20 protein-coding genes and 1 tRNA gene are annotated in these 23,411 nt (G+C 44.3%); 11 read left to right on the top strand and 10 right to left on the bottom strand.

Annotation, left to right across the window (positions count from 1 at the left end; translation table 11 throughout):
• Positions 1-23 precede the first annotated feature (23 nt).
• Entirely contained in the window at positions 24-710 is a 687-nt protein-coding gene (locus R7E29_RS05195; RefSeq protein WP_053304651.1) for a helix-turn-helix transcriptional regulator, read from the top strand.
• A 164-nt stretch (positions 711-874) separates the two neighbouring features.
• Entirely contained in the window at positions 875-1,057 is a 183-nt protein-coding gene (locus R7E29_RS05190; RefSeq protein WP_021035913.1) for a hypothetical protein, read from the top strand.
• A gap of 1,550 nt (positions 1,058-2,607) precedes the next feature.
• Here R7E29_RS05190 and R7E29_RS05185 read toward each other — a convergent pair.
• Positions 2,608-3,168 carry a sugar O-acetyltransferase gene (locus tag R7E29_RS05185; RefSeq protein WP_053304653.1) on the bottom strand — a complete coding sequence of 187 codons (561 nt, stop codon included), beginning with the start codon at positions 3,166-3,168 and terminating at the stop codon, positions 2,608-2,610.
• A gap of 129 nt (positions 3,169-3,297) precedes the next feature.
• A complete protein-coding gene (locus R7E29_RS05180; protein ID WP_005374132.1) occupies positions 3,298-3,696 on the bottom strand; it encodes an OsmC family protein in 399 nt (132 codons plus the stop codon).
• Positions 3,697-3,898: 202 nt separating this feature from the next.
• On the opposite strand from R7E29_RS05180, the gene msrB reads away from it, so the two are divergent.
• The gene (gene msrB / locus R7E29_RS05175; RefSeq protein ID WP_054576184.1) at positions 3,899-5,041 is read left to right on the top strand and encodes a peptide-methionine (R)-S-oxide reductase MsrB; all 1,143 of its coding nucleotides are present in this window, start codon (positions 3,899-3,901) and stop codon (positions 5,039-5,041) included.
• 33 nt (positions 5,042-5,074) lie between these two features.
• Positions 5,075-5,221: a DUF2256 domain-containing protein gene (locus tag R7E29_RS05170; protein WP_080996743.1), complete on the top strand. Its 147-nt coding sequence runs from the start codon at positions 5,075-5,077 to the stop codon at positions 5,219-5,221.
• A gap of 61 nt (positions 5,222-5,282) precedes the next feature.
• On the opposite strand, the gene R7E29_RS05165 is transcribed toward R7E29_RS05170, so the two are convergent.
• The 3 genes from R7E29_RS05165 to R7E29_RS05155 are packed head-to-tail and all read right to left on the bottom strand — an operon-like array spanning position 5,283 to position 8,886.
• The gene (locus R7E29_RS05165) at positions 5,283-5,990 is read right to left on the bottom strand and encodes an SDR family oxidoreductase (RefSeq protein ID WP_053304655.1); all 708 of its coding nucleotides are present in this window, start codon (positions 5,988-5,990) and stop codon (positions 5,283-5,285) included.
• Positions 5,990-7,534 (bottom strand): cryptochrome/photolyase family protein, encoded by a 1,545-nt coding sequence (locus R7E29_RS05160; protein ID WP_053304656.1) that lies wholly within the window; start codon positions 7,532-7,534, stop codon positions 5,990-5,992. The genes R7E29_RS05165 and R7E29_RS05160 overlap by 1 nt, the downstream gene beginning before the upstream one ends.
• Positions 7,534-8,886, bottom strand: a complete 1,353-nt coding sequence (locus R7E29_RS05155; RefSeq protein WP_053304657.1) for a DASH family cryptochrome — start codon at positions 8,884-8,886, stop codon at positions 7,534-7,536. Before R7E29_RS05155 ends, R7E29_RS05160 begins: the two co-directional genes overlap by 1 nt.
• 349 nt (positions 8,887-9,235) lie before the next feature.
• Between R7E29_RS05155 and R7E29_RS05150 the strand changes: the two genes are divergently transcribed.
• Positions 9,236-10,249, top strand: coding sequence for a GGDEF domain-containing protein (locus R7E29_RS05150; protein WP_017635511.1), 1,014 nt, complete (start codon positions 9,236-9,238; stop codon positions 10,247-10,249).
• A 90-nt stretch (positions 10,250-10,339) separates the two neighbouring features.
• On the opposite strand, the gene R7E29_RS05145 is transcribed toward R7E29_RS05150, so the two are convergent.
• Positions 10,340-10,918 carry a malate synthase gene (locus R7E29_RS05145; RefSeq protein WP_005374156.1) on the bottom strand — a complete coding sequence of 193 codons (579 nt, stop codon included), beginning with the start codon at positions 10,916-10,918 and terminating at the stop codon, positions 10,340-10,342.
• A gap of 174 nt (positions 10,919-11,092) precedes the next feature.
• Between R7E29_RS05145 and R7E29_RS05140 the strand changes: the two genes are divergently transcribed.
• Entirely contained in the window at positions 11,093-12,649 is a 1,557-nt protein-coding gene (locus R7E29_RS05140) for a DUF3612 domain-containing protein (protein WP_080773721.1), read from the top strand.
• A gap of 387 nt (positions 12,650-13,036) precedes the next feature.
• On the opposite strand, the gene R7E29_RS05135 is transcribed toward R7E29_RS05140, so the two are convergent.
• Complete coding sequence (locus tag R7E29_RS05135) at positions 13,037-14,392, bottom strand: diguanylate cyclase (RefSeq protein ID WP_053304658.1); 1,356 nt, start codon at positions 14,390-14,392, stop codon at positions 13,037-13,039.
• A gap of 132 nt (positions 14,393-14,524) precedes the next feature.
• On the opposite strand from R7E29_RS05135, the gene R7E29_RS05130 reads away from it, so the two are divergent.
• Both R7E29_RS05130 and R7E29_RS05125 read left to right on the top strand, forming a co-directional pair.
• Entirely contained in the window at positions 14,525-15,130 is a 606-nt protein-coding gene (locus R7E29_RS05130) for an alpha-ketoglutarate-dependent dioxygenase AlkB family protein (protein ID WP_033906254.1), read from the top strand.
• Between the two features lie 69 nt (positions 15,131-15,199).
• A complete protein-coding gene (locus R7E29_RS05125) occupies positions 15,200-16,288 on the top strand; it encodes a DUF3541 domain-containing protein (RefSeq protein WP_005384167.1) in 1,089 nt (362 codons plus the stop codon).
• Between the two features lie 54 nt (positions 16,289-16,342).
• Here the strand turns inward: R7E29_RS05125 and R7E29_RS05120 are convergent, their stop codons facing one another.
• Positions 16,343-17,551 (bottom strand): NupC/NupG family nucleoside CNT transporter, encoded by a 1,209-nt coding sequence (locus R7E29_RS05120; protein ID WP_017635515.1) that lies wholly within the window; start codon positions 17,549-17,551, stop codon positions 16,343-16,345.
• Between the two features lie 561 nt (positions 17,552-18,112).
• Here R7E29_RS05120 and R7E29_RS05115 point away from each other — a divergent pair.
• Both R7E29_RS05115 and R7E29_RS05110 read left to right on the top strand, forming a co-directional pair.
• A tRNA-Leu gene (locus tag R7E29_RS05115) sits at positions 18,113-18,196 on the top strand.
• Positions 18,197-18,228: 32 nt separating this feature from the next.
• Complete coding sequence (locus R7E29_RS05110; protein ID WP_005374167.1) at positions 18,229-18,840, top strand: DUF2913 family protein; 612 nt, start codon at positions 18,229-18,231, stop codon at positions 18,838-18,840.
• 78 nt (positions 18,841-18,918) lie between these two features.
• Here R7E29_RS05110 and R7E29_RS05105 read toward each other — a convergent pair whose 3' ends face one another.
• Both R7E29_RS05105 and R7E29_RS05100 read right to left on the bottom strand, forming a co-directional pair.
• Positions 18,919-20,319 carry a tryptophanase gene (locus R7E29_RS05105; RefSeq protein WP_053304660.1) on the bottom strand — a complete coding sequence of 467 codons (1,401 nt, stop codon included), beginning with the start codon at positions 20,317-20,319 and terminating at the stop codon, positions 18,919-18,921.
• Between the two features lie 298 nt (positions 20,320-20,617).
• Positions 20,618-21,862, bottom strand: a complete 1,245-nt coding sequence (locus R7E29_RS05100; RefSeq protein ID WP_054576185.1) for an NADH:ubiquinone reductase (Na(+)-transporting) subunit B — start codon at positions 21,860-21,862, stop codon at positions 20,618-20,620.
• Between the two features lie 159 nt (positions 21,863-22,021).
• Between R7E29_RS05100 and R7E29_RS05095 the strand changes: the two genes are divergently transcribed.
• Positions 22,022-23,410, top strand: a complete 1,389-nt coding sequence (locus tag R7E29_RS05095) for a cytochrome ubiquinol oxidase subunit I (protein WP_054576186.1) — start codon at positions 22,022-22,024, stop codon at positions 23,408-23,410.
• Position 23,411 lies beyond the last annotated feature (1 nt).

Genomic DNA, 23,411 nt, shown 5'->3' with positions numbered 1-23,411 from the left:
AGTAGGTCTAGATAAGGAACATCATGAGCAAATCAGAACGACTGTTTGAGCTACTGACGCTTCTGCGCGCAAAGCGTTACGCCGTGACAGCGAAAGAGCTCGCAGAAAGAATGGAAGTTAGCGAACGTACGATTTATCGCGATATTCAGTCGTTGCTTAGTTCTGGTGTTCCTATTAAAGGTGAAGCAGGTGTTGGCTACCTATTGCAAGCTGGCTCTCATCTGCCGCCTTTGATGTTTTCAGAAAAAGAGATGATGGCGCTTGAACTGGGTATGCGGATGGTTCGAGCTTGGTCGGATGCCGAACTCGCCGAAGCGTCTCACTCTGCGTCCACCAAAATACTTTCGGTATTGCCCGATAAGCTCAAGCAACAAGTGGAAGATTGTCCGCTGATTGTGCCCGATTATCACACCCAATCCGAGACTGCCAAACGAGGGCAGCTCCTGCGCCACGCGATTGATCATCAGTTAAAGGTCAGTTTGGATTACCAAGATGAAAGCGGACAAGTGACCGAAAGAAAAATCCAACCGTTAGGCCAGTTCTTTTGGGGCAAAGTCTGGACGCTGGTCGCCTGGTGCGAATTGCGCGACGACTACCGCCAGTTCCGCCTCGACCGTATCCAAGCACTGCGTATGCACGATGAAGAGTTTCAGAGTGCGGAAACCAAATCTCTCAAACATTATATTGCGCAGTATGAATCGAAAGATTGAGTGTTCTTCATCCTTCCATCACAAGGATTATAAATTGCTCTGCTCAATGCGCGATATTTGGAAATGCACATTTGGTTAAACTAATGTTTCATTTTTAACAGATGCGCAACCAACCTAAGATCGTTAACTTAAGTAGCACGTCAACCACACCGGATCGTGAAGCTATGAAAGTACTGATTCAATACACCCAAGCAGGGAAATATCGAGATCAAGCGTGGGAGTCTTTAACTCTTCGATCTAAAGGTGATATGCAGGCCGTTACCCCTTCTTATGCTGCCCAACTTATCGAACAAAGCAAAGCGACACTTGTGATGACTGAGGAGCAACAAATCGTTATTCATCCATAACCGACTATTAGCCTTGTTTAACCAACCTTTGTTAGTTGTGCAAGGCTTACATCTCGCCATTTAAGTTTATCAATTTTATACACGACCAACTATATTTGGAGGTTGGCGTTAAGCATTTTTCCGAACATTGATGTTTGTTCGTTTAATCGTTCAACCTAGCTCAGGTGAAAAGCGAAAGTTACCTGATGTATCCCAAGAGGGGCCTAGGTGGTACCGCCTATTATCCTTCATAACAATATGGGTAATTATCATAAACTCTACAATGTTAGCACTTGTATTTTTTATCACTAGCAAATCATGTATGACCTTCACTTATCCAACCAAGTTTAATATCACACTTTAAATGTAAAAAATCACATTAACAATTTCATACAAATAATAAATACATCAGCTAATTTGTAACTTTTTAAAATGAAAGTCTAGAATGCAAAAAATAAACCTTTTTAAATATAGTTTTTTGTTAGTATCTGCACAAACAAATTATTAGCTAGAGGTGCTCTGTGTCGGGATTATTTGAGTATAAAATAAAAACTCATGATAACTTATCATCAATTATATTAAACATGTATGGTGCTCCATATGAAAGGCTAAATTTATCACTTGATAATAAAAAGCTTACGAGTCTATTCGCATAGCTCGAAGTGGAGGGTTACCTGCGAATGCTCATATAGTTAAACAAGCCGAAAAACTGAATAAAATAGCTCAAGCATCTAAAGTTGGCGGACATGTTTTAGTATGTGTTGGTCTAACGGCTTCCTGCATTCAGATTGCGAATACACAAGACCAACATGAGAAGAATGAAATTTTTGTTGAGTCAATAACTAGCACAGCTGTAGGAATGGGTACCAGCGCGTTAGTCGGTCTATTTTTAGTATCAAACCCTATTGACTGGTGGACTGCCATTGTACTCGCTGCCGGTACTACCGCTATTGGGTACGCCTCCGGTAAAGCAGCTGTGCTTACATACAACAACTTAGGCTCTCAGCCTGACTTAGTTTCAAAGACAAACTTGGGTGCCATATGCAATTAGTTTGGAATATTATTGGATACTTAATGTTTTCTGGAATATTGATTATTTTTCTCCAGACATTATTTATAGGTATCATGCATATTTTAATGCCAAAAAAAGTTGTCAATAGTTACTTTACAGAACCTTATTTTAACACTTTCGAACTAGCTCTATTTACGGGATGGCCTTACGCATTTTTCCGAACATTGATGTTTGTTCGTTTAATCGTCCAACCTAGCTCAGGTAAAAAACGAAAGTTACCCGATATCTCCAAAGAAGTGCCTAGATGGTACCGTTCACTATCAATTCTATTAATAGGAATAATTATTATAAACTCCTCTATGCTGATAGTCGTATTCTCTTCAGCTGGAATACTCGCATTAGTAGATAGTTTAAACCCTTAATACCTTATTGTTTTTCAAGTTCAAGTTGAAACTTTGAAGTTGAATAATGTAGAAATAGCTTATTTGGGCTTAATGTAACTCGAATAAGCTATATTCTTCTCGAAAGCTATATAATTGTCACAACGACGCTTGCTCTCTTACAATAATTCTTCTTCGTTGAGACGACGAATCAACTTAGCTGGCGTGCCTCCGTATAGACAATCTGGCTGCACATCATGGTTAACGACCGAGTTCGCCGCAATCACCGAGCGAGCGCCAACTGTTACACCTTGGTTGATGACGGAATTTCCGCCAATCCACACATCATCTTCAATCGTGATAGGTTTACAAAACGTTTCCCAACGTCGACGACTTCGGTAATCAACAGAATGAGAAGCGGTATAAAATTGCACGCTCGGTCCAATGAGCACGTGGTTCCCGATGGTAATTTTGGCACCATCGAGCATGACCACGTTCATGTTGATAAAGGTTTCTTCACCTATTTCGATGGTCTTACCAAATTCACAATGAAAAGGGGACTGGACAATACAACGGCCTACCTTGCCAAATAGCTGCTTTTGCAATTCGTCGCGCTGACTTTCGTCGGTGTTATTATTGAGCGCTCTAAGTGCTTGAAGAGCATGGCTTCTAATGGCGTCAATTTCTTTGTCCATGCCATCAAAGACCTGGCCAGACATCATTTTTTCTAGTTCTGTCACTGGAAGACTCCTACAACCTGCAATTACTGCTTTCAGATTCCTCACAAGGTACGTGAATTGCGAAATAAAAAAAGAGAAAAGCCCGGACTTTTCTCTTTCCTGTTTTTATATTTTGTGGAGTCTGTCGGCTTACACAATTTCCCAGCTGTGGGTCATCTCAACACCTTCACCTAGCATTAAGCAAACCGAGCAGTATTTTTCTAGCGAGTCAGCCGCCACTTTTGCTACGACTTCTGGGTCAAGCTCGTCACCTGACACTTCAAAGTGGATATTCACTTGCGTAAAGATACGCGGTGCGGTTTCACGACGCTCTGTGGTTAGCTTGGCATTAACTGACGAGACCTTTTGGCCTGCCGTTTTCAAACCATCAACAACATCGACAGAGCTACAGCCACCAGCAGCCATTAGTACCATTTCCATTGGGCTTGGTGCGGTTGCACCACCATTGCCATCCATCACTACGGAGTGGCCCGACTGAGATTGCCCAAGGAATTTAAAATCTTCTATCCATTTAACTTCAGCTTGCATGATTTACCTCATTTAGCATCGCTTATTCAAGGCATCGTTGCCCTTACTAGCGGTGTGTTTCTTGTCGATACTTTAGCTCTATCGCATAAAAGGGCAACGGAATTTTCAACATTACTGTAATTTTTTCGCTCGGTTACCTTTCTCTATACGTAACACTTTTTATTTAAGTAACACTTTCTACAAAAATAACGATGAGGTAGCTATGAAGAATATGTCTAAGTTATTGGCCGGTTTCTCCTTCGCACTTCCAGTCTTGTTTCTACTATTGAGTAAAACAGGTACCGCCGATACGATGGATAAGCTGAAGGCTTCAGAGAATACAAGAATCGCAACGCTAGCTGGCGGTTGTTTCTGGTGTACAGAATCGGATTTAGAGCAACTGCCCGGCGTAATCGATGTTGTATCAGGTTATTCAGGTGGTCATATTGAAAACCCGACTTACCGCCAAGTCTCTTCTGGTAAATCTGGTCATATTGAAGTGATTGAGGTGAAGTACGATCCTGCTGTCGTGAACTACGAGCAAGTGCTGGACTACTTCTTCCGTCATATCGACCCTACCGACGATAAAGGTTCATTTGTTGACCGTGGTCCTCAATACCGTCCAGCGATCTTCTACCATAATGCGGAGCAAAAGCAGATTGCTAAGCAGTTTATGATAGAAATCGACAAGGCGATGATCTATCCAAAACCGTTGAAAACAGAGCTGATCGAGTTTGAAAAGTTTTACCCTGCGGAGTCGTACCATCAGGATTACTACAAGAAGAGTAGCCTGAAATACAAATACTACCGCTACGCATCAGGTCGCGATAAATACCTCGACGAAGTGTTTGGTGAAGATCGAAAAGAAAGCCCTAAAACACTTCGACAGTTGATTGAAGAAAACAAACTGCTTTCGAAAGTGAAAGCGTACAGTAAACCTGCTCAGTCTGAAATCAAATCAAACTTAACAGAGCTACAGTATTACGTGACGCAAGAAGAAGGCACGGAGCGTCCGTTTGATAATGAATACTGGGACAACAAAGAAGCGGGAATTTATGTTGATATTGTGACCGGTGAACCGCTATTTTCTTCTACTGATAAATACAAATCTGGCACAGGTTGGCCAAGCTTTACTCGACCAATTAACCCGGGTTACATCGTGGAGAAAACCGATTATAAACTGCTCTACCCTAGAACGGAGATCCGCAGTAAGTTTGGTGATTCACACCTAGGTCACGTGTTTAAAGATGGTCCTAAGCCGACGGGATTACGCTATTGCATGAACTCTGCTGCGATGAAATTTGTACCTGTGAACAAGATGGCGAGTTTAGGCTACGGCGATTACCTGTACCTATTTGATAAGTAATTTTAACCAAATTAGGAGTGAACATTCAGCGCGATGAAAGGTTTTAAATCCAACCTTCCCATGAAAGTCTGTCCGGTCTGTCAGCGCCCGTTTTCTTGGAGAAAGAAGTGGGCGCGAAATTGGGAGGAAATCGTTTATTGTTCTGAGCGTTGCCGAAGAAATAAACCAACGAAAACGTAGGTCACTCCGACCCTCTCTGGAGCATGTTATTCCCTTTGTATTAACGTTTGTACGCGTTCTCTTACCAAGGTAATAACGTCCCATCATAAGCCCAAAACGCCCCGCTATCTTGCGGGGTTGCTTTTTCTATCAAGCCTAATAAATCCTTAGCAACTCGCTCTGGCGTGAACAACTTTCCCTCTGGGACATTGGTTTGAAAAGGTGCCGACAAAGCGGTATCTGTGGTGCCAGGGTGAAGTGAAAGCACCGTGCCATGTTTGACTATTCTTTGCCATTCGATCGACATGGTTTTGAGGAACATGTTTAATGCGGCTTTCGATGCTCGATAGCTGTACCAACCACCTAACTGATTATCGCTAATGCTGCCAACTTTGGCCGAAATGGTCGCAAACTTGGGTGCAGTACTGCGCTTTAGCTTGGGCGTGAAGTATTTCGCCAACAGCAAACTTGGCAAAGTATTAACCGTGATGGTTTGCTGAAAGAAGTCTGCGTCGAGCGAGCTAAGATTCTTCTCAGGACCTTTCTCTTGGGTGTGCAACGTACCAACACAGTTCACCAACCAATCGACGTGTTCAATCTGCTCACTGAACGCTTTTACCTGCTCGTCTTGCGATACATCCACTTGATGCCAAACGACATTTGGGTGTTGCCAATCTGGTTGCTGCTTACGATAAGTGGCATGCACGCGAGCTTGAGGAAACCGAGCTGCGGCTTCTCTCACCATCGCCAAACCAATTCCACCATTGCCACCGACGATGAGTATTTCCATCACAAGTTCTCCACGTTTTCTATGTAGTGCTCTGCGGTATCAAGAATCGCTTGGCGTTGTTGTTCTTCCATGTTGTCCCAAGAGCGGAAAATCATCCCGATTCGTGGATTGGCTGCGAGGCGCTTGTCGTGTTTGTTCATAAAGCGCCAATAAAGGCTGTTAAACGGACACGATCCTTCCCCACTCCTCGCCTTATTGTCGTAATGGCAACCCTTACAGTAGTCGCTCATTTTGTTGATGTAAGAACCACTCGCCGCGTAAGGTTTGGTGCCAACAATGCCGCCATCCGCAAACAATGCCATGCCACGTGTGTTCGGCATTTCGACCCATTCAATCGCATCAACATAGATACCGAGATACCACTCATCCACTTGATCTGGGTCGATCTCGGTTAGCAAGCAAAAGTTACCAGTGACCATCAATCGTTGGATGTGGTGTGCGTAGGCGTAATCGAGGGACTGCCCAATCGCATTGCGCATACAAGCCATTTTAGTTTCACCATTCCAGAAGAAATCTGGCAGCTTTCTTTCTGCGCCCAACTCGTTCTTTTTCGGGTAATGAGGCATGTTCGCCCAATAGACGCCTCGAATGTACTCTCGCCATCCTAATATTTGGCGAATAAACCCTTCAACTTGAGAAATGTCGATGTCCGCGTTGGAATGAAATGCCTTGAGTGAAGCATCAATGACTTCTCTCGGGTGCAGTAATTTGCTGTTAAGCGAGAATGAAATTCGGCTGTGATACAAGCTCCACTTAGCGTCGTGCTGGCCTGTCATAGCATCTTGAAAACGTCCGAATAACGGCAGACAGACTTGGCAGAAATGCGCGAGTAAAGAGAGGCTTTGCGCGCGATTAATCGGCCACAACAATTCCCCTTCGAGATTTCCGATAGTTTTGATGTCATGTCGTGCCAACCGCTCAGTAATATCGCGCACGTCGGTACTGAACATCAAAGGTTGTGGCAGTTGTTCAATGTCTTTGGCTTTGAGCTTGTTACGGTTGTTGGCATCGTAATTCCATTTTCCGCCGACGGGTTTTCCGTCTTGCATCAAGATGTCGAAGCGCTTGCGCATACGGCGGTAAAAGTGCTCCATCATGATGTGTTTACCTTGAGGAAACTGCGATTCTATTTCCTCAAACGGCAACAAAAAATGTTCCGAGTCGACACAACGCGTCACGACCCCATCAAGCTTTAGTTTGGCTAACTGCTCCAGAAGACGGTATTCATCCGGGCGTTGATATTCAAACTTACTTGCACCAACTTCACTCGCGTAGTGTTGCAAGACTTGCTCAAGATCGTCGAAGGATTGTGTGTCATCCAACGTGAGGTGCAGAACTTGGTGACCTTCACTCTGACGCTCTTTCGCAAACTGTTCCATTGCGGAAAAGAACGCACACACTTTCTGAATATGATGCGTGACGTAAGTATTCTCTTGCTTGAGCTCCGCAATCAGGTAAAGCACTTGCTCATCCGGTTGCTGAAACCAAGAGTGCTCACTGTTAAGTTGATCGCCCAAGATCAATCGTACGGTTTCAAATTGCATTACGGTTTCTCCGATGACGAAGCTTTGTCACTGCTGCCCATCACAATCGGCCAATCGACCATGTCTACACTATCCAAATGCGCGCCAGGACAACGACCTTGCCACCTATCGATGAACTCCATGTGCGGGTCGTACATTTCGGTTTGCTTTTCGAGGTTGAATTGTCGTGAACCACGCGGATCAGCACCAACGCCCGCTAGGTATTGCCAATTTCCCCAGTTTGATGCCACATCGTAATCGACCAGTTGTGACTCAAAGTACGCCGCGCCATAACGCCAATCAAGGCCAAGTTCATGCACCAAACAACTGGCGACTAACTGTCTGCCACGATTCGACATATAACCGGTTTCATTAAGTTGGTGCATACACGCATTGACGATAGGAAATGGCGTTTCACCTTTCTTCCATTGTTGAAAACGGTGCGCGTAAAAGCTGGTGAGTGGTGCTTGATTTTGGATGCCACCGAATCGGAAGAGCTGTCGCTTGTGTCGACGGGCATACCAATAAAAGTATTCACGCCAAAGCAGCTCGAAGTAAATCCAGTAGGTTGAATCATTTGCACCATTCTCCGCTTCATAACGTTTCAACATGGCATAAATGGTTTTCGGAGAAACGCACCCATGAGCTAGCCAAGGAGAGAACTTGGTGGAGTAATCCATGCCATCTAAACCATTGCGTGTTTGTTTGTATTCACTGGCTAGTGTGGAAGCAAAATACTGGCGACAATGTTCAAGCCCGCGGCTTTCTCCACCATGAAACGCAGCTTTTGTGTCAAAGTAATATGCAGTAACGGAAGGAAGATTCACACCTAAAGGAATTGGAGGTAACGAACGGATACTCTCGTGGGGCCGAGAGATGTCTAAACCTTCAACTTGCTTTCTAAACTGCGTGAAAGTCGTAGGCAGATTGCTCAAGTCAAATGGCAGTTGTTCTTCCCTTAACAGGGTCCGGATTGCTTGCTGTTTTATTTTTACATGAGACGCGCCTTCAACTGCGCGATCTAACGCTTGTTGCTCATCCGAACCGGGAAAGGCGTCAGCATATATATGTGTGACGCCGAAGCGATTAACAGCATACTTGATTGCTTGATCGGGCGTCAGTTCAACCGCCCATAATCGCTGACCAAGGTGATTCAAAGATTGATTGAGTTCACTAAGCGATAAGTCGAGAAACTGCAATTTCGCACGCCCGAAAGAGGCTTCCTGCGCAAAGTGATGCAAGTAAGGCGTCATTGAAGGGTAGCAATACAAGCAAATTAACTCGTCCATTTCTACACTGGCGCTTTTCAACAGTGGGTTGTCGTGCAATCGCAAGTCGTTCGTGAACCAATAAAGTCCTATTTTCTTTTTCAATTCGCACCCTCAGATGTTAATTCTTCGTCTACGAGTTCTTTTCACGGAGACCCTGACGTTAAGCCTTTTGATTTACTTGCTTTTATACGAAAACGAGAGTTTGACGATCATTAGGTTACTAACGTTCAAACGGAATCCATTTGCTGGATATCTCAAAACACGCAATACCACCAAATGCCTGTACATGTTTCATACTGATATTTTATAAAATTTGAATCCAACGGTATTGATCACGATCTTAATCACTCATTTTCTATATAAACCATGCAAAAGTGATAAAAATTAAAGCGACATTAGTTAATATCCGTTAATCTAAGCCCAATCCCATTTTGCTAGTACCATCGCAGAAATGACCGACGAGTTTAAGAAATCAACCGCTAATTTAAAAAAAGCGGTCCCACTGATGATCAAAAACCATGTTGCTGCCACGCCAGCCAACTACGCGCTTTGGTATACCTACGTTGACAAGACCATTCCAGAACTCAACTTTGAGTTAGACATGGTGTTAGAAAACTACGGTATTTGCCCTCCAGCAACCAATAAACAGCTTTACAACAACTATGTGGCCAGCAAAGCAGAAACCAGCCTTGAAGATCTTAGAACCAATGTAGAAGTTCTGCTACATGAAGTATCCAGTTCAATGAGCGATACGATTTCAGATACTTCCTCCTTTTCCGAGATGGTAGACAAAAGCTTTAATAAACTGGAAAAAGTTGAGGACAATAGCCTAAGCATTGAAGAAGTGATGGTAGTGATTCGTCAACTTGTCGCAGAGTCACACGAAATTCGTCACTCAACAAAGTTTTTGAATAGCCAATTGACTAACGCGAGTGAAGAAATTTCTCGCCTCAAAAACCAACTGGCTGAAGTACAGCAAGATGCGTTGTTCGATGGTTTGTCAAACCTATACAACCGCCGAGCATTTGACAAAGATCTCTCTTCACTTATTGCATCAAATCAGGCAATGACCTTGATCATGCTTGATATCGATCATTTCAAATCATTTAACGACAATTACGGGCACCTTTTTGGCGATACAGTATTAAAAGCCATTGCCCGCCGGCTACAACAAAGTTGTCGAGATGGGATATGTGCGTACCGTTTTGGTGGTGAAGAATTCGCGTTAATTGTACCTAACAAATCTCTGCGAATTGCTCGCCAATATGCAGACACACTACGCCGGATGATAGAAAAACTGCGTATCAGAGATAAGCGCTCAGGCACACAAGTTCACAGCATTACCGCTTCTTTTGGGGTAGCAGAATTTGAGCTGGGTGATACGCCTGAAGCCTTAATCAATAAAGCCGATAAACAGCTTTATGAAGCAAAACAACTCGGTCGTAACCGCGTGATGCCAATTTAAATAAACTGGCTAAGCGAAAACGACTTTTATGATAAAAAAGAAAACCCCGCGCTGTAAAGTGCGGGGTTTTTGTATCCAATCATGAGTATCTTAATCGACGCTGTAGCAGTAACTTAGAATGTAGTCGTCACCATTTTTTGCGGTATATTCTTTATCTTCACTGCATGCCATCGGCTTACCTTTTTTGTCGCCTTTGATTAGACTTATCCAATGGCGCATCGCGGTTGGTGCATTGCCAGTTAGTTCAGGATGAAACGTCGTGCGAGTTTCCAATTGAATATCATCAATGTCCACTAATTCCACGCAACCAGTGCCTTTATGACAGCCAAACAGCACTTCTACATGATTGCCCGAATCATCTTTGAACAAAATCGACTTTGGATCTTCCTTTTCACCAGTGTACGCCACGAAGTGTTTTGGGCTTTTCAGGCCGCTGTGTGTACCGTCTTTGAAATAAGCCAAAACATGGCGGTAATCAATCACGTAACTTGATACGTCTTGGTGCGACCCGTTCTCCAATGGGAACATGCGGTCAAGCAGTTGCTTCGCTTTTACTTGTTTCTCACTCTGCTGCTCAGCACTTACCGCTTCGACGGCAAATACGGCTTCAGCGATAAATGGGCGTTGTTGTTGTTGCATCTCTTTTTTATCGAAGTTCAGCATATTCATCGTCATATCCTCGCACTTAAAAACTCGTCCTAGAGTAAAAACTTAAATCCTTTATTTAAGTTTCAGGCAATTCTGTGAAGTGGATGGTTAATTTCCTTGCCTGCTCATTATGTAGACTAGCGAAATATTGACTACAATTTCACAACAAAAATTTTACAATGTGAATTTTACAAAATGTCTGTGTCAAAAAGCCTTATTCGTCAGTCTCATTTTCTTGGTACGAAAATTCGTAACCTAAGAAAAAACAACCATTTAACGATGGAAGATTTGTCTGCCCGTTGTGTAAGAATTAATCCAGAGTACGCTCCGTCGGTTTCTTACCTTTCAATGATTGAGCGCGGAAAACGCGTACCGAGTATCGATATGCTCGAAGTGATCGCGGAAGTTTTTCAAAAAGATCCGGCGTGGTTTTTAGATGATGAACCCGAATTAGAAGCCATCACACCCAACAAAGGAAATCGTGGCGGGATTAGTGGCATGGCGTTGGAGCCGAGCTTCCTGTTTTCCAATGATATTCTTCAAATCGCGATACCAGAAATGCTCTCCCAAACAGGTATCACGGGGCGTCAATTCGCCCACTTACTGATCCGCGCACACCAAGAAAACCATCAAAACCATTTTCCTGATTTAGAGCGCGCCGCCGAAGAGGTCGGCTTGAAGCGGCTGAATCTATCTGTAGAAGATCTCGTAGACATTGCAAAGAGTATGGGATTGGATATCCGCTGGGTAGATCGAGCGCCACAAGATGTGATTGATGAACTGGGCGTCAGCGCCAAACAGTTGATTACGTCTTTCATGGAGCCACCTGGGACTATTTATCTCAATAAACGAATGCGTGACTATCCAACCCGATTGAAGTATGACTTGGCGGTATATATCGGCCATCGAGTGCTCCATAGCAGCGATGCAATGAATAACGTTTTATCTATCGGGCATCAAAACAATTGGGAGCAAATGGACAGCCCTGTGTCGAACTCTGAACTCAATTCGCAAGATATCCTGCAAGCTTGGCGTGATTTTGAGTCCAGCTTTTTTGCTGGTGCCTTGCTTTGCCCCAAAGTACCATTTCGTCAGTTGCTTGACCGCTCCGGTTACGAAATTGATGTTCACAAAAAGGCCGGCGTTTCTCCTTCCGTTGCAATGCGTCGCATGACGGTGGTCTCGCCTTACCCTCATTGGCACTATTTTGATGCCTATGGCCCCGGCAAGTTAAAAGCAGTGTATCGAGGAAATGGTATTCCATTGCCTTGGGGCAACATGCGCAAAGTAAACGACCCTTGCCAGCACTGGGCGGTATTCCGACGCCTTTCCCAGCCTTTGGATACCAGTTCAGCGCAAATTTCGATTTTAAATGTTGGCGACGAGCCACGTATCTACTGCTGCGAATCGGTCAACGTATTTGACCCTGCGGGAAATAATCGCGTGCTATGTGCCGGTATTGATCTTAACCCTGCTATTTCTGCACAAGGTGGCGATGCCGTTTCCATAGCGGAAGAACTTAAGTCCCTTTGTGTCGCTTCCGGCGGAAGTAGTGTTATTCCTCCCCACATCAAAAAAGACTTAACGACTATCGCTAAGATATTAAACATCAACTGGATAGAGCGCGGGATTCAAACCCAAGCAAGGTTGATCTGCTCCAGAGGGGCGGTTTGTCCAAGACAACCTAGTTGTTACAGCAAGTGCGGAGAAGCTGATGAGACGGGCAGCGACGTGAATATCATCGGGCTTTAGAAAGAAAAAACGCCAATCACAATAAACGTGATTGGCGGTATATACTTGTGAACAATTTGTATTCACTAACAACGTCAGTTGGCTAGGTGACCCTCGGCTTAATAAGGGTCACTCTAAGTAAAGCACGATGCGTGCCAACTTTAAAAAAGCCGTTTTTTAGTAGATCCAGATGCATATCGTTGCTTTATTAACCATTAATTTCGCAAACTGCATTTGCAAAATGCAACATTATGCAAATATGCCACTGAATGCACTGCTAATAACGACTCTCTCAGCAAAGTGTCTGTGAACATATGAAGTCACATATTCTTGCACCTCAATGATGATGAGATTTCGGGCTCCCAACTTTACCATTCCTCTAACCCCTTATTGAAACTGGGTTCAGGCTCATCCGCCATGCTTTTGTTGATACATTCTCTCATCGGCTATTTTCATCATTTGCTCAGGAGATGACATTTGCGGGTCAAATATCGCGTACCCAATACTGGCTTTCAAATAGATAAGCGTTTCATCGTAAATGACGGGCGTAGAGCATAGCGCTAATCGAAGTTTTTGTAGAAGAGACTGAACATTTTCTTCCGTTCCTGGGTGATGAACTACAACTAAGAACTCATCACCGCCCATTCTGGCCACGATGTCTGATTTACGCAGAGAGCTTTTTACCCTTTCAGCCGTAGCGATTAAAACTTTGTCACCTGCGTCGTGACCATAGGTGTCGTTAATGTGTTTAAACCTATCTAGGTCAATATTAATTAAGGCGAAGCTATAACGCTTTTTATAACGTTTCGCTATTTCGAACTGCTGCTTGTAAAACTTCATAAAATAGCGACGGTTTGGTAAATTCGTGAGTTCATCGTGTAAAGCTCTGTCATCTGCAATGGTATACAGTCGATAAATGGCGAACAGCGCGAGGCTAAGTGCGAATATAATGGGATAGCCGATTACTCTAGCTAAATGCAACTGATGCCAAGAGATTTGGCGATCAGCTTTGCCTCCAGAGAAAACCACCATACTCCACCCACCATAAGGAAAATGAACCATCTCTTTTGCATATACCATGCTATTTATACTTTGCGCGCCAAAGAAAGCATCACCAAATGAGCCACCGCTATCGTAACCACGGATCATTAAAGGGTAACGATACGAGAAATCAATTACGCCGGTTTCTCTCATCAGAGCATCGAAATCAATCACCGCACTGATCACTCCCCAGTAGTCCTGATTCATTGGAGGATCAAGAAAAACAGGCACACGCACGATCAAACCTCGGCCACCTTGGATCAATGTAACGGGCCCTGCGATGAAAATTTCTTGTACATCCTTGGCTTTTTGCACCTGTACCCACTGCTGTGGCACTGCGCGGTAATCAAGGCCGATTAGGCGCTCATTACCTTGGCGTGGAAATACGTGACTAATTACATCATTTTTCGCGATACCGATGATTGTAATATGTTTACTTTTATTTAGGATTCGGTGAGCGGCGATACTCAATTCTTCTTCTTGATTTTTAGGAAGTAACGTAATGAGTGTCGCTAAAGTACTGGCTTTGTAGATATCCGCCATAAGTACCGCTTCCAAATTGGAACGGAGAATGGAAAGTTGTTCTTTGGCCTCAACTTGAACTCGCTCTTTGTGAAGCTCTTGCTGGTTTCGATTTAACAGCTCGATAACCCCAATACACAAAGCGAAAAAGGTGAGGAAGAACAATGCAAAATAGCATCGCTTTCTGGGTAAATAACGCATTTTCTCCCCACAACTCGTATACAACTACGAGATTTTTTATTTATTGTTAAAATTCTTATTATCACAAGAATAACCAATCATAATCAGAAAGGTAACAGTGATTGACAACTTTTATGTTTTAGGTGTGAGATGATGCATCAACAAGGCGATTTATTTGGCGGCGATCTATGGCAAGAAGTAGAAAGAGGAAAACTTTATTATGATCCTCATTTTCTTAGCCATCTTGAGGCGGATAATTACTTTGACCAACTTCGAAAGACACTGCCATGGCACCAAGAACACATTACTATGTTCGGCAAGTCAGTACTTCAACCTCGCTTACAAGCGTGGCACGGTGATGCAGCATATACTTACTCAGGCTTAACCATGCAGCCTCACCCTTGGGCTCCTGAGTTAACTCAGCTGAAAGTACGTTGTGAATCAGTTGCTGATGTCACTTTTAATTCTGTTCTCGCTAACTTATATCGACACGGTCAAGACTCAATGGGCTGGCACCAAGATAATGAACCAGAGTTAGGTAGAAACCCTGTTATCGCATCTTTGAACTTAGGTGAAACACGTCGATTTTTGCTTAGAAATTTACATTGTAAAACTGAGATTGAATATGAGCTTTCTCACGGCTCCTTACTGATTATGGCTGGCGAGCTACAGCATCACTGGAAGCACTGCGTACCAAAAACCGCGAAAACCAAAGATGAACGTATCAACCTGACTTTTAGGCAAATTTTTAACTATTGACTCAGCTTTTACATTCTCAATTAATATTGATGGTAGGTTTAGGTTCAGGACTTCATAGGGAATGGATTTATGCGTATTAAACCTCTTAGCTTAGCGGTCTTACTCTCTTGCTCACTTACCTTTGCTGCTCAGGCATCACAGGAAGAGGTACCGCTTCTCGATAATACTCAATCAGCGCAGTTGATTCGTAGTACCTACGAACAGGAACTGTTCACTTTCCCGGCGTTTAAAGAGGGCCATTTTGGCTTACGCATGTACCGCCAAACATTAGATGAGAAATATCACGCTGCCATTTGGACCGACATGGCACAAGTAGCCAGCCGGTTAAACCAATTTGCTAATGAAGTTGTTGAACCAGAAGACATCATTCTCTATTCATCTCAAAGGCTGACCACGTATCAAGAGAAAGAAACCGAACGAGGGCAGCGACGCTATACCGTGACTAAACACCATCCTGAGTACCTTTATCTTGGTGTGGATTTGCTTGGCGCAATGGCAAGAGCAAACGAATACGGCCTAAAGCATAAACAAGACAAAACGCTGAGAAAAATTATTAGGCGCTACGATTTCTCGCGTTACGTTACGGACAAAGAGATGATAGAAGCATGGGCAGCTCAGCTTGCAAACCAAGTCTACTGGCTTCGTCAGTTAGGAGAGCAAGATGTGGTCGAGGAATTCACTCAAACCTTCCGTGACACCTACCCCGACGATAAAGATAAGATGCTTTCAGCTCAGCAGTATTGGAACAAACTCTATGGTATGACGCACATCATCTTTGCCGATTCACAGTATTATCAGGAGCGAGTAAGCGAGAAGAAACACCAATGGATTTATGATTACTTTCGCAACAATATCGATACTATCCTACTGCGCGCCAAAGAAGACGTGATTGCGGAAGTCGGCATTTCGTTTTTGTTAGCAGGCTTGGACCATGATCCGGTCGTAAAGAAAACCCGCCAAGCCATTCGTCACGCAATCAACGCAGAAAAAGGGATGATTCCGTCGGTCGACGGTAACTTTGATCTCAAGTACGGCGAACACCGTAACGTACTAGCCATCATGCTGCTCGATTGGAAAGGGGTACATAAAGCGCCAACTTATCAAGAGCACCCAGAGGCTTTTAAATCGATACCTTACGGCTTAATGCCCAAGCCTTAGAAATAACAAAACCCGCCATTTAGGCGGGTTTTTAGTGTGTATCTTCAATCTAAATTAGAGAGAGATAAAAATGCCCGCTAAGCACGCACTCATCAGGTTAGCGAGTGTACCAGCAGCAACCGCTTTTAGGCCTAGACTTGCAACATCTTTGCGGCGCTCAGGTGCCATCACGCCGATAGAACCCAACTGAATCGCAATTGAGCCAATGTTCGCAAAACCACACAACGCAAAAGTGATAATAATTTGAGTATGCTCAGACAGTGTCGCTTTGTGCTGCACAAAATCGATAAACGCAACAAACTCATTCATCACCACTTTCTGACCAATGTATGAACCCGCAGCTAGAATTTCGTGGCTTGGCACACCAATCAACCACGCTAGAGGTGCAAACAAATAACCAAAAATCGCTTGTAGCGTTACGCCAGAGAAACCAAGTATCTCGCCCAAGTTTTCTAGCCCCGTGTTCACCATCGCGATAACACTTACGAAAGCGATAAGCATGGTACCAACAGCAACGGCAACTTTCATACCGCCCATGGCACCGCTTGCTAGCGCATCAATAACGTTACTTTCTTCTGATTTATCTAGCTCAATATTGTTGTAATCGCTTGGCGTTTGACGCTCAGGAACGATGATTTTTGCCATCATCAAACTACCTGGTGCTGCCATAAAGCTTGCCGCGATCAAGTATTTGAGGTCGACACCCAAACCAGCATAACCACCAAGCACACTGCCCGCCACTGAAGCCATACCACCAGCCATCACGGCAAACAGTTCAGAGCGAGTCATGTTAGAAAGAAATGGACGAATAAGAAGTGGTGACTCGCCTTGAGATAAGAAAATGTTCCCTGTTGCAACCAAAGACTCTGCTTTACTCGTACCCAAGAACTTCTGGATAGCGCCGCCAATAAATTGAATCACTTTTTGCATAATGCCCAAATAGTAAAGGGCGGAGATAAGAGCACTGAAGAAGATGATGATAGGAAGGACACGGATAGCGAAGATAAAGCCAGAAGAAGCGAGGTCACCAAAGAGGAATTTAATCCCTTCATCAGCAAAGCTGAGTAGCCCCGCGACACCATTACTTAAACTCGCCAGCGCCGCTTGACCCAACGGGAAATAGAGCACCAAAGCAGCAAACCCCATTTGTAGCATCAAGGCGCGAGATACAGTTTTCCAATTAATGGAAGAACGACCCTCAGAAAGTAGGAAAGCACAACCTAGCAGTGCAACAATACCAAATAGACTAAATAGAACACTCATGAGCTGGACCTACTAAACGTTGAAAAAGAAAAAAGAGCCAAAGGAATTGGCAGAAGAAAGGGACAACGCAGCGAGTGATAACTCACTTTTAGATCCAGAATGTAGACAGAACGAATAGTTCGACATCTTATTTTTACCTTATACAAGCAATTGAACGTAGCTGGTCCGGTCCGTGGGGTCATTCACTGCTGGCGAGCATGTTGCTTGGCCTGCTCCATGTGACGGCTTGTATGGGTAAGGGTCCTGAACAACTAAACCCTAATTCCCGCTTAAACGGGACGCAAGTATAGCCAACAAAAAGAGATATTCATCACATTTATTTACGCAAACGTTCAAGCGTTCAAAATTTAGGCAAAAGTACTCTTTTGTCGTCATACTATTAATAAAAGTAAGGGCATAAGGATAGGCGTTGATGGTAAAAAACATAAAAGTGACCAATAAATATGCAATCAAACTCGAAAGAGCCAAAATTCGTCATTTTGCTCTCGCCAACAGGTGGATTTTGGTTATACAATTCGCGTTGCTTCTTTCGAGGCCTCTGAGTATTCAGAGCATCATGATGCCGAGATGGTGAAATTGGTAGACACGCTAGCATGAGGTGCTAGTGCCTTTGGTGTGAGGGTTCGAGTCCCTCTCTCGGCACCATTATCCTTCTTCCCTAATTTTGTTCGAGTGTAATGCAAAGTTCTAAGCAGGCAAGACAGTCTACAGATGCTAATCAACTTCTGAGTGAGCTTGCGGTTCACGCTTTATTACACCTGCACTTTAAAATTCACGCGTCCTCGCATGGCCTCTCCCTTAAAGAACGTAATGACTTACTTCAGAAATGGCTGAAACCAAAACTGAAGAGTAATCGCTATAAGCTGATTAAAAAGCCGTTAAAATCTTTGACTCAGCAGGCAAAAGGTGAGAACGGAAATCTGGAAGCATTACTCGAGCGCTGCGTCGGTGCAGACAAACCCAGCAACCCTCAACCCGATCTAGATAGCTACTTGCTGCTGATCAACGAGATTGAGAAGAAACTGGGGACTACCGTGTTATTATCTCGACCGGAAGACGTCGACTTATCTCACGACCAACACGGCTGTTTGCTGTGTGTGCTTTCTGAGAACTTAAATCAGCACTTCGATGATAATAACGCCCTAATCGCTCCTATTTCGATGCTGTTCCGCGGACCAATGAGTCAACGTTCACTTTTTCTTGGCAGCATTTACGCCAGTGGTACCTTCAATTATGAAGTGCAGTATCAAGACGACCAGTTCGTTCGCATCACATTAGAGTTGGCGTAAGTGTAACGCTAAGAAATAAACGAATCGAAAAAGGCTGCGAAACTCGCGGCCTTTTGCTTATCTAGATTTAAACTTGAGTTAATCGATCTCTTTAAATCGAGCAGTAAAGTGGCGCAGCACTGGTGGCTCGTACACGAAAGTGAGCCCTTTTAACTCATATGCACGATTTTTCAGTTCGATAATCGCATCCGCAATGTAATCCATATGATCGTTTGTGTAGACACGACGTGGAATAGTCAAACGCATCAACTCAAGCTCTGACGCTTTTTGTTTACCCGTTTCCGGATCTCGACCAAGCAGCAACGATCCTATCTCTACTGCTCGAATACCCGCTTCCAAGTACAAAGCATTACACAATACCTGCGCAGGAAACTGATCCGCTGGAATATGTGGCAAAATCTTAGCGGCATCCACAAACACCGCATGACCACCCGTTGGGTATTGAATCGGAATACCGCCTTCACGTAAGCGCTCACCTAAGTATTGAACTTGGCTAATTCTATAGTGAAGAAAATCCTCATCCGCGGCTTCATACAAACCGCGAGCGAGCGCTTCCATATCACGCCCAGCCATGCCGCCGTATGTCACAAATCCTTCCATGGGTACGCAGCGCGTCTGCACCGCCTGGAACAACTCCTTATGATCACGAATACAACACATGCCACCAATGTTTACCATCGGGTCTTTCTTAGCTGACATGGTGAGCATATCACCGTACTGGTACATCTCACGGATGATTTCCAGAATCGATTTATTCTCGTAACCCGCTTCACGCTGCTTGATAAAGTAAGCGTTCTCACAGTAACGAGCCGAGTCAATCACCACTGGAATATCGTACTTGGTTGCAATCTCGTACACACTGCGCATGTTTTCCATCGACACAGGCTGACCACCGGAGCTATTACAAGTAATCGTGGTGATAATTGCACAGATGTTATGCGAACCGTGCGCTTCAATTGTTGCCACCAGCTTATCGATATCAAAATTGCCCTTCCAATCATAAGGCGTAGTGGTGTCGAATGCTTCTTCCGTTACCACGTTAATCGCTTTACCGCCATTGAGTTCAATGTGACCCGCTGTGGTATCAAAATGGTAGTTCGAGATAAATACTGGCGTTTCGCCACCACGCACCTGACGCATACGCTCAATCAAAGCGGGGAACAAAATTTGCTCGGCACCACGCCCTTGGTGTGCAGGCACGGTGAGCTTATAACCGAAGAAGTGCTCCACTGCATCACACAGGTTGTAGTAATTTCGACTCCCCGCATAGGATTCATCCCCCATCATGATGCCAGCCCACTGATTATCACTCATGGCACCAGTGCCTGAGTCAGTCAGCAAATCGATATAAACATCATCACTACGAAGAAGAAATGGATTATAGCCCGCTTCTTTTAACGCGACTTCACGGTCTGCCAAAGTCGTCATTTTGATTGGCTCAACCATTTTGATACGGAAAGGTTCTGGAATACGTTTCATTGTTAATTTCCTTATACGCATTGCCCTACGCAGTTTCACGTAAGACTAAAAAACAAATAGATAGAATGCTTTTCAATGCGATTGCATTGAGGAAATCAACGAGAAGAGATTTTACTAAGAAGAGACAAGCAGTAGTCTAGGTTATACCAGAACGACAGCACCAAACGGCTATCGAGAATATCCTTTATTCTCATCGTCTTCGTCCTCCTGATAAAAATAAAAAGTCAGAAACCCCATGTCTCTGACCTTTTCAATATAGTGCAGTTTTCAATCAATTTTCAGTGAGGTCACCCTCATTTTAAGAAGGTCTCGCCCTTTTCATTCTGCGTTTGATATTACTTTCTTTGACTAGGTAATCGAAAAGTGGCGCGAATAAGTTAGCAAATAGAATCGCTAACATGATGCCTTCTGGATAAGCCGGGTTCAGCACTCGGATAAAAATCGTCATCACGCCGATTAATAGTCCGTATGCCCATTTCCCGTTATTGGTAAAAGCTGCCGAGACAGGGTCTGTCGCCATGAAGAAGGTACCAAACGCAACCCCACCAATCACGAAGTGCCAGTAGAACGGCATGGAGAACATGGGGTTAGAGTCTGAACCGATCGCATTCAATAGTAATGAAGCTCCGATTAAACCGACCAACACGCCCGCAACAATTCTCCACGATGCAATCTTCATAAAGATGAGAACCAAGCCTGTTAGTGCGATCAACAACGTGGAGACTTCACCCATCGAGCCTGGTAAATTACCAACAAAAGCATCTCCCCATGAAATTGTTTGTCTTGTCATATTATTTATCAAAGCACTTTGCCCGCCTTCATACCATTGACTAAGTGGAGTAGCGCCAGAGTAACCATCAGCCGCGACCCACACAGCACCACCGGACATGTTGGCAGGATAGGCAAAGTATAAGAACGCTCGCCCTGCTAAAGCTGGATTTAGGAAGTTTCGTCCAGTACCACCGAAAATCTCCTTCGCCACAACAATACCGAAAGTGATACCTAAAGCCGCTTGCCATAGTGGAATTGTCGGGGGAAGGATCAGCGCAAAGAGTATAGAGCTGACAAAAAAACCTTCATTTACCTCATGCTTTCGCACAATAGCAAACAGAACTTCCCAGAAACCACCAACGATAAACACCGTCGCATAAACCGGGAGAAAGTAAGTAGCACCAAGCCACATTTTACTTCCCCACCCCGCTTGTGAAACCGCATCTAACGAGCCCCATACCCAACTCAGTTGCCATGAAGAAACAAGCGCTTGCTGAGCTGAGGCTTGATCCATTCCATACAACAAGGCATCACTCGCTTGCTGGCCTATGTTGTACATACCCCAGAACATGGCAGGGAAGACCGCCAGCCACACCATGATCATAATACGTTTTAAATCGATGCTATCTCGAACGTGAGTCATGCCCTGGTTTACCTTACCAGGCGTGTAAAAAATGGTTTCGACAGCTTCGAAAAGTGGGTAGAACTTGTGATACTTCCCACCTGGACCAAACTTAGGTGTCGCTTTCTCAAAGTAATGTTTAAGGCTCATAACGCTCCTCCTTTATCTAAAAGATGGTACGCACATGTGTAAAAAGCGATCGTTTTTTAATCTCTTCGTCTTCCTTCTTCGTATTTCACCTTGTTCGCCACTCTTCTGTCTCCTCTTTAAATCCGGCGAACAGTTTATCCAACGAAAAAGGGACCGCTCATGGACACACTCGCCATTGACCTAGCTAGATTCCAATTTGCCTTTACTGTCTCTTTCCACATTATTTTTCCAGCTTTTACGATTGGTTTGGCAAGTTATCTCGCTGTATTAGAGGGCTTGTACTTAAAAACGGGCAACAAACAGTACATGCAAATCTATAAGTACTGGATCAAAATCTTTGCCATCAGTTTTGGTATGGGTGTGGTGAGTGGCATCGTGTTGAGCTATCAATTCGGTACTAACTGGAGCGTGTTTGCCGACAAAACAGGCCCAATCCTAGGCCCGCTAATGGGTTATGAAGTTTTTACTGCGTTTTTCCTCGAAGCGGGGTTTTTAGGCGTGATGCTTTTCGGTATGGATAAGGTGGGTAAGAAGCTTCACTTCACCGCGACTTGTATTGTTGCATTCGGGACGTTTTTGTCTGCGTTTTGGATACTTTCGGTTAATAGTTGGATGCAAACACCAGCGGGCTACAGTATCAACGAAGCCGGACAGTTTGTCCCAGAAGACTGGTGGGCGATTGTCTTCAACCCTTCTTTTCCTTACCGGCTCGTTCATATGTTGCTCGCCGCTTACCTTACTACTGCCTTTGTTGTAGCTGGCGTTGCCGCTTATCACTTACTAAAAGCAAACCATAACCCTCTAGCCAGAATTATGTTCTCGATGGCAATGTGGATGGCTGCCATCGTGACACCAATTCAAATCGTTGCTGGAGACATGCATGGATTAAACACCCTTGAACATCAACCCGCCAAAGTCGCCGCGATGGAAGGGCACTATGAGTCTCACCAAGGCGCGCCATTGATCCTCTTCGGTATCCCTAACGATGAAGAAAAACGCATGGAATACGCACTGGAAATCCCCAAACTCGGTAGTTTGATTTTAACTCATGACCTCAACGGTGAAGTGAAGGGATTAGATGCTTTTCCAGAGGAGGAACACCCTCCTGTATCTATCGTTTTCTGGTCTTTCCGAGTAATGGTCGCGCTTGGTTTTGGCATGCTTGTTATTGGTTTGTGGAGCCTTTGGCTAAGAAAACGTCGCAAACTTTTTGATTCAAGGGCACTTCAACGTATTTGTGTCCTGTTTGCCCCAGCGGGGTTCATTGCAGTTTTAGCAGGCTGGATAACTACCGAAGTCGGTCGACAGCCTTACACCGTATACGGTCTTTTAACCACAGCCAATTCGGCATCGCCTATTGATGCCGCCGCGGTGAGCGTCTCCCTGACGGCGTTCATCGTGGTTTACTTTGTGGTTTTTGGAGCTGGCTTCTTCTATCTCCTACGTTTGATGCGCAAGTCTCCAACTCGATATGAAGAAGGTCTAGATAGCCGACTTCCTGATGGCACGAAAACTGATGCCATCACACATTCTAACCATCTAACCTAGG

The organism is Vibrio sp. Vb1729 (assembly GCF_033338655.1).
Classification (GTDB): domain Bacteria; phylum Pseudomonadota; class Gammaproteobacteria; order Enterobacterales; family Vibrionaceae; genus Vibrio; species Vibrio alginolyticus.
Note: the sequence above shows the minus strand (reverse complement) of the source record. Positions and strands in the feature narration are given on the sequence as shown.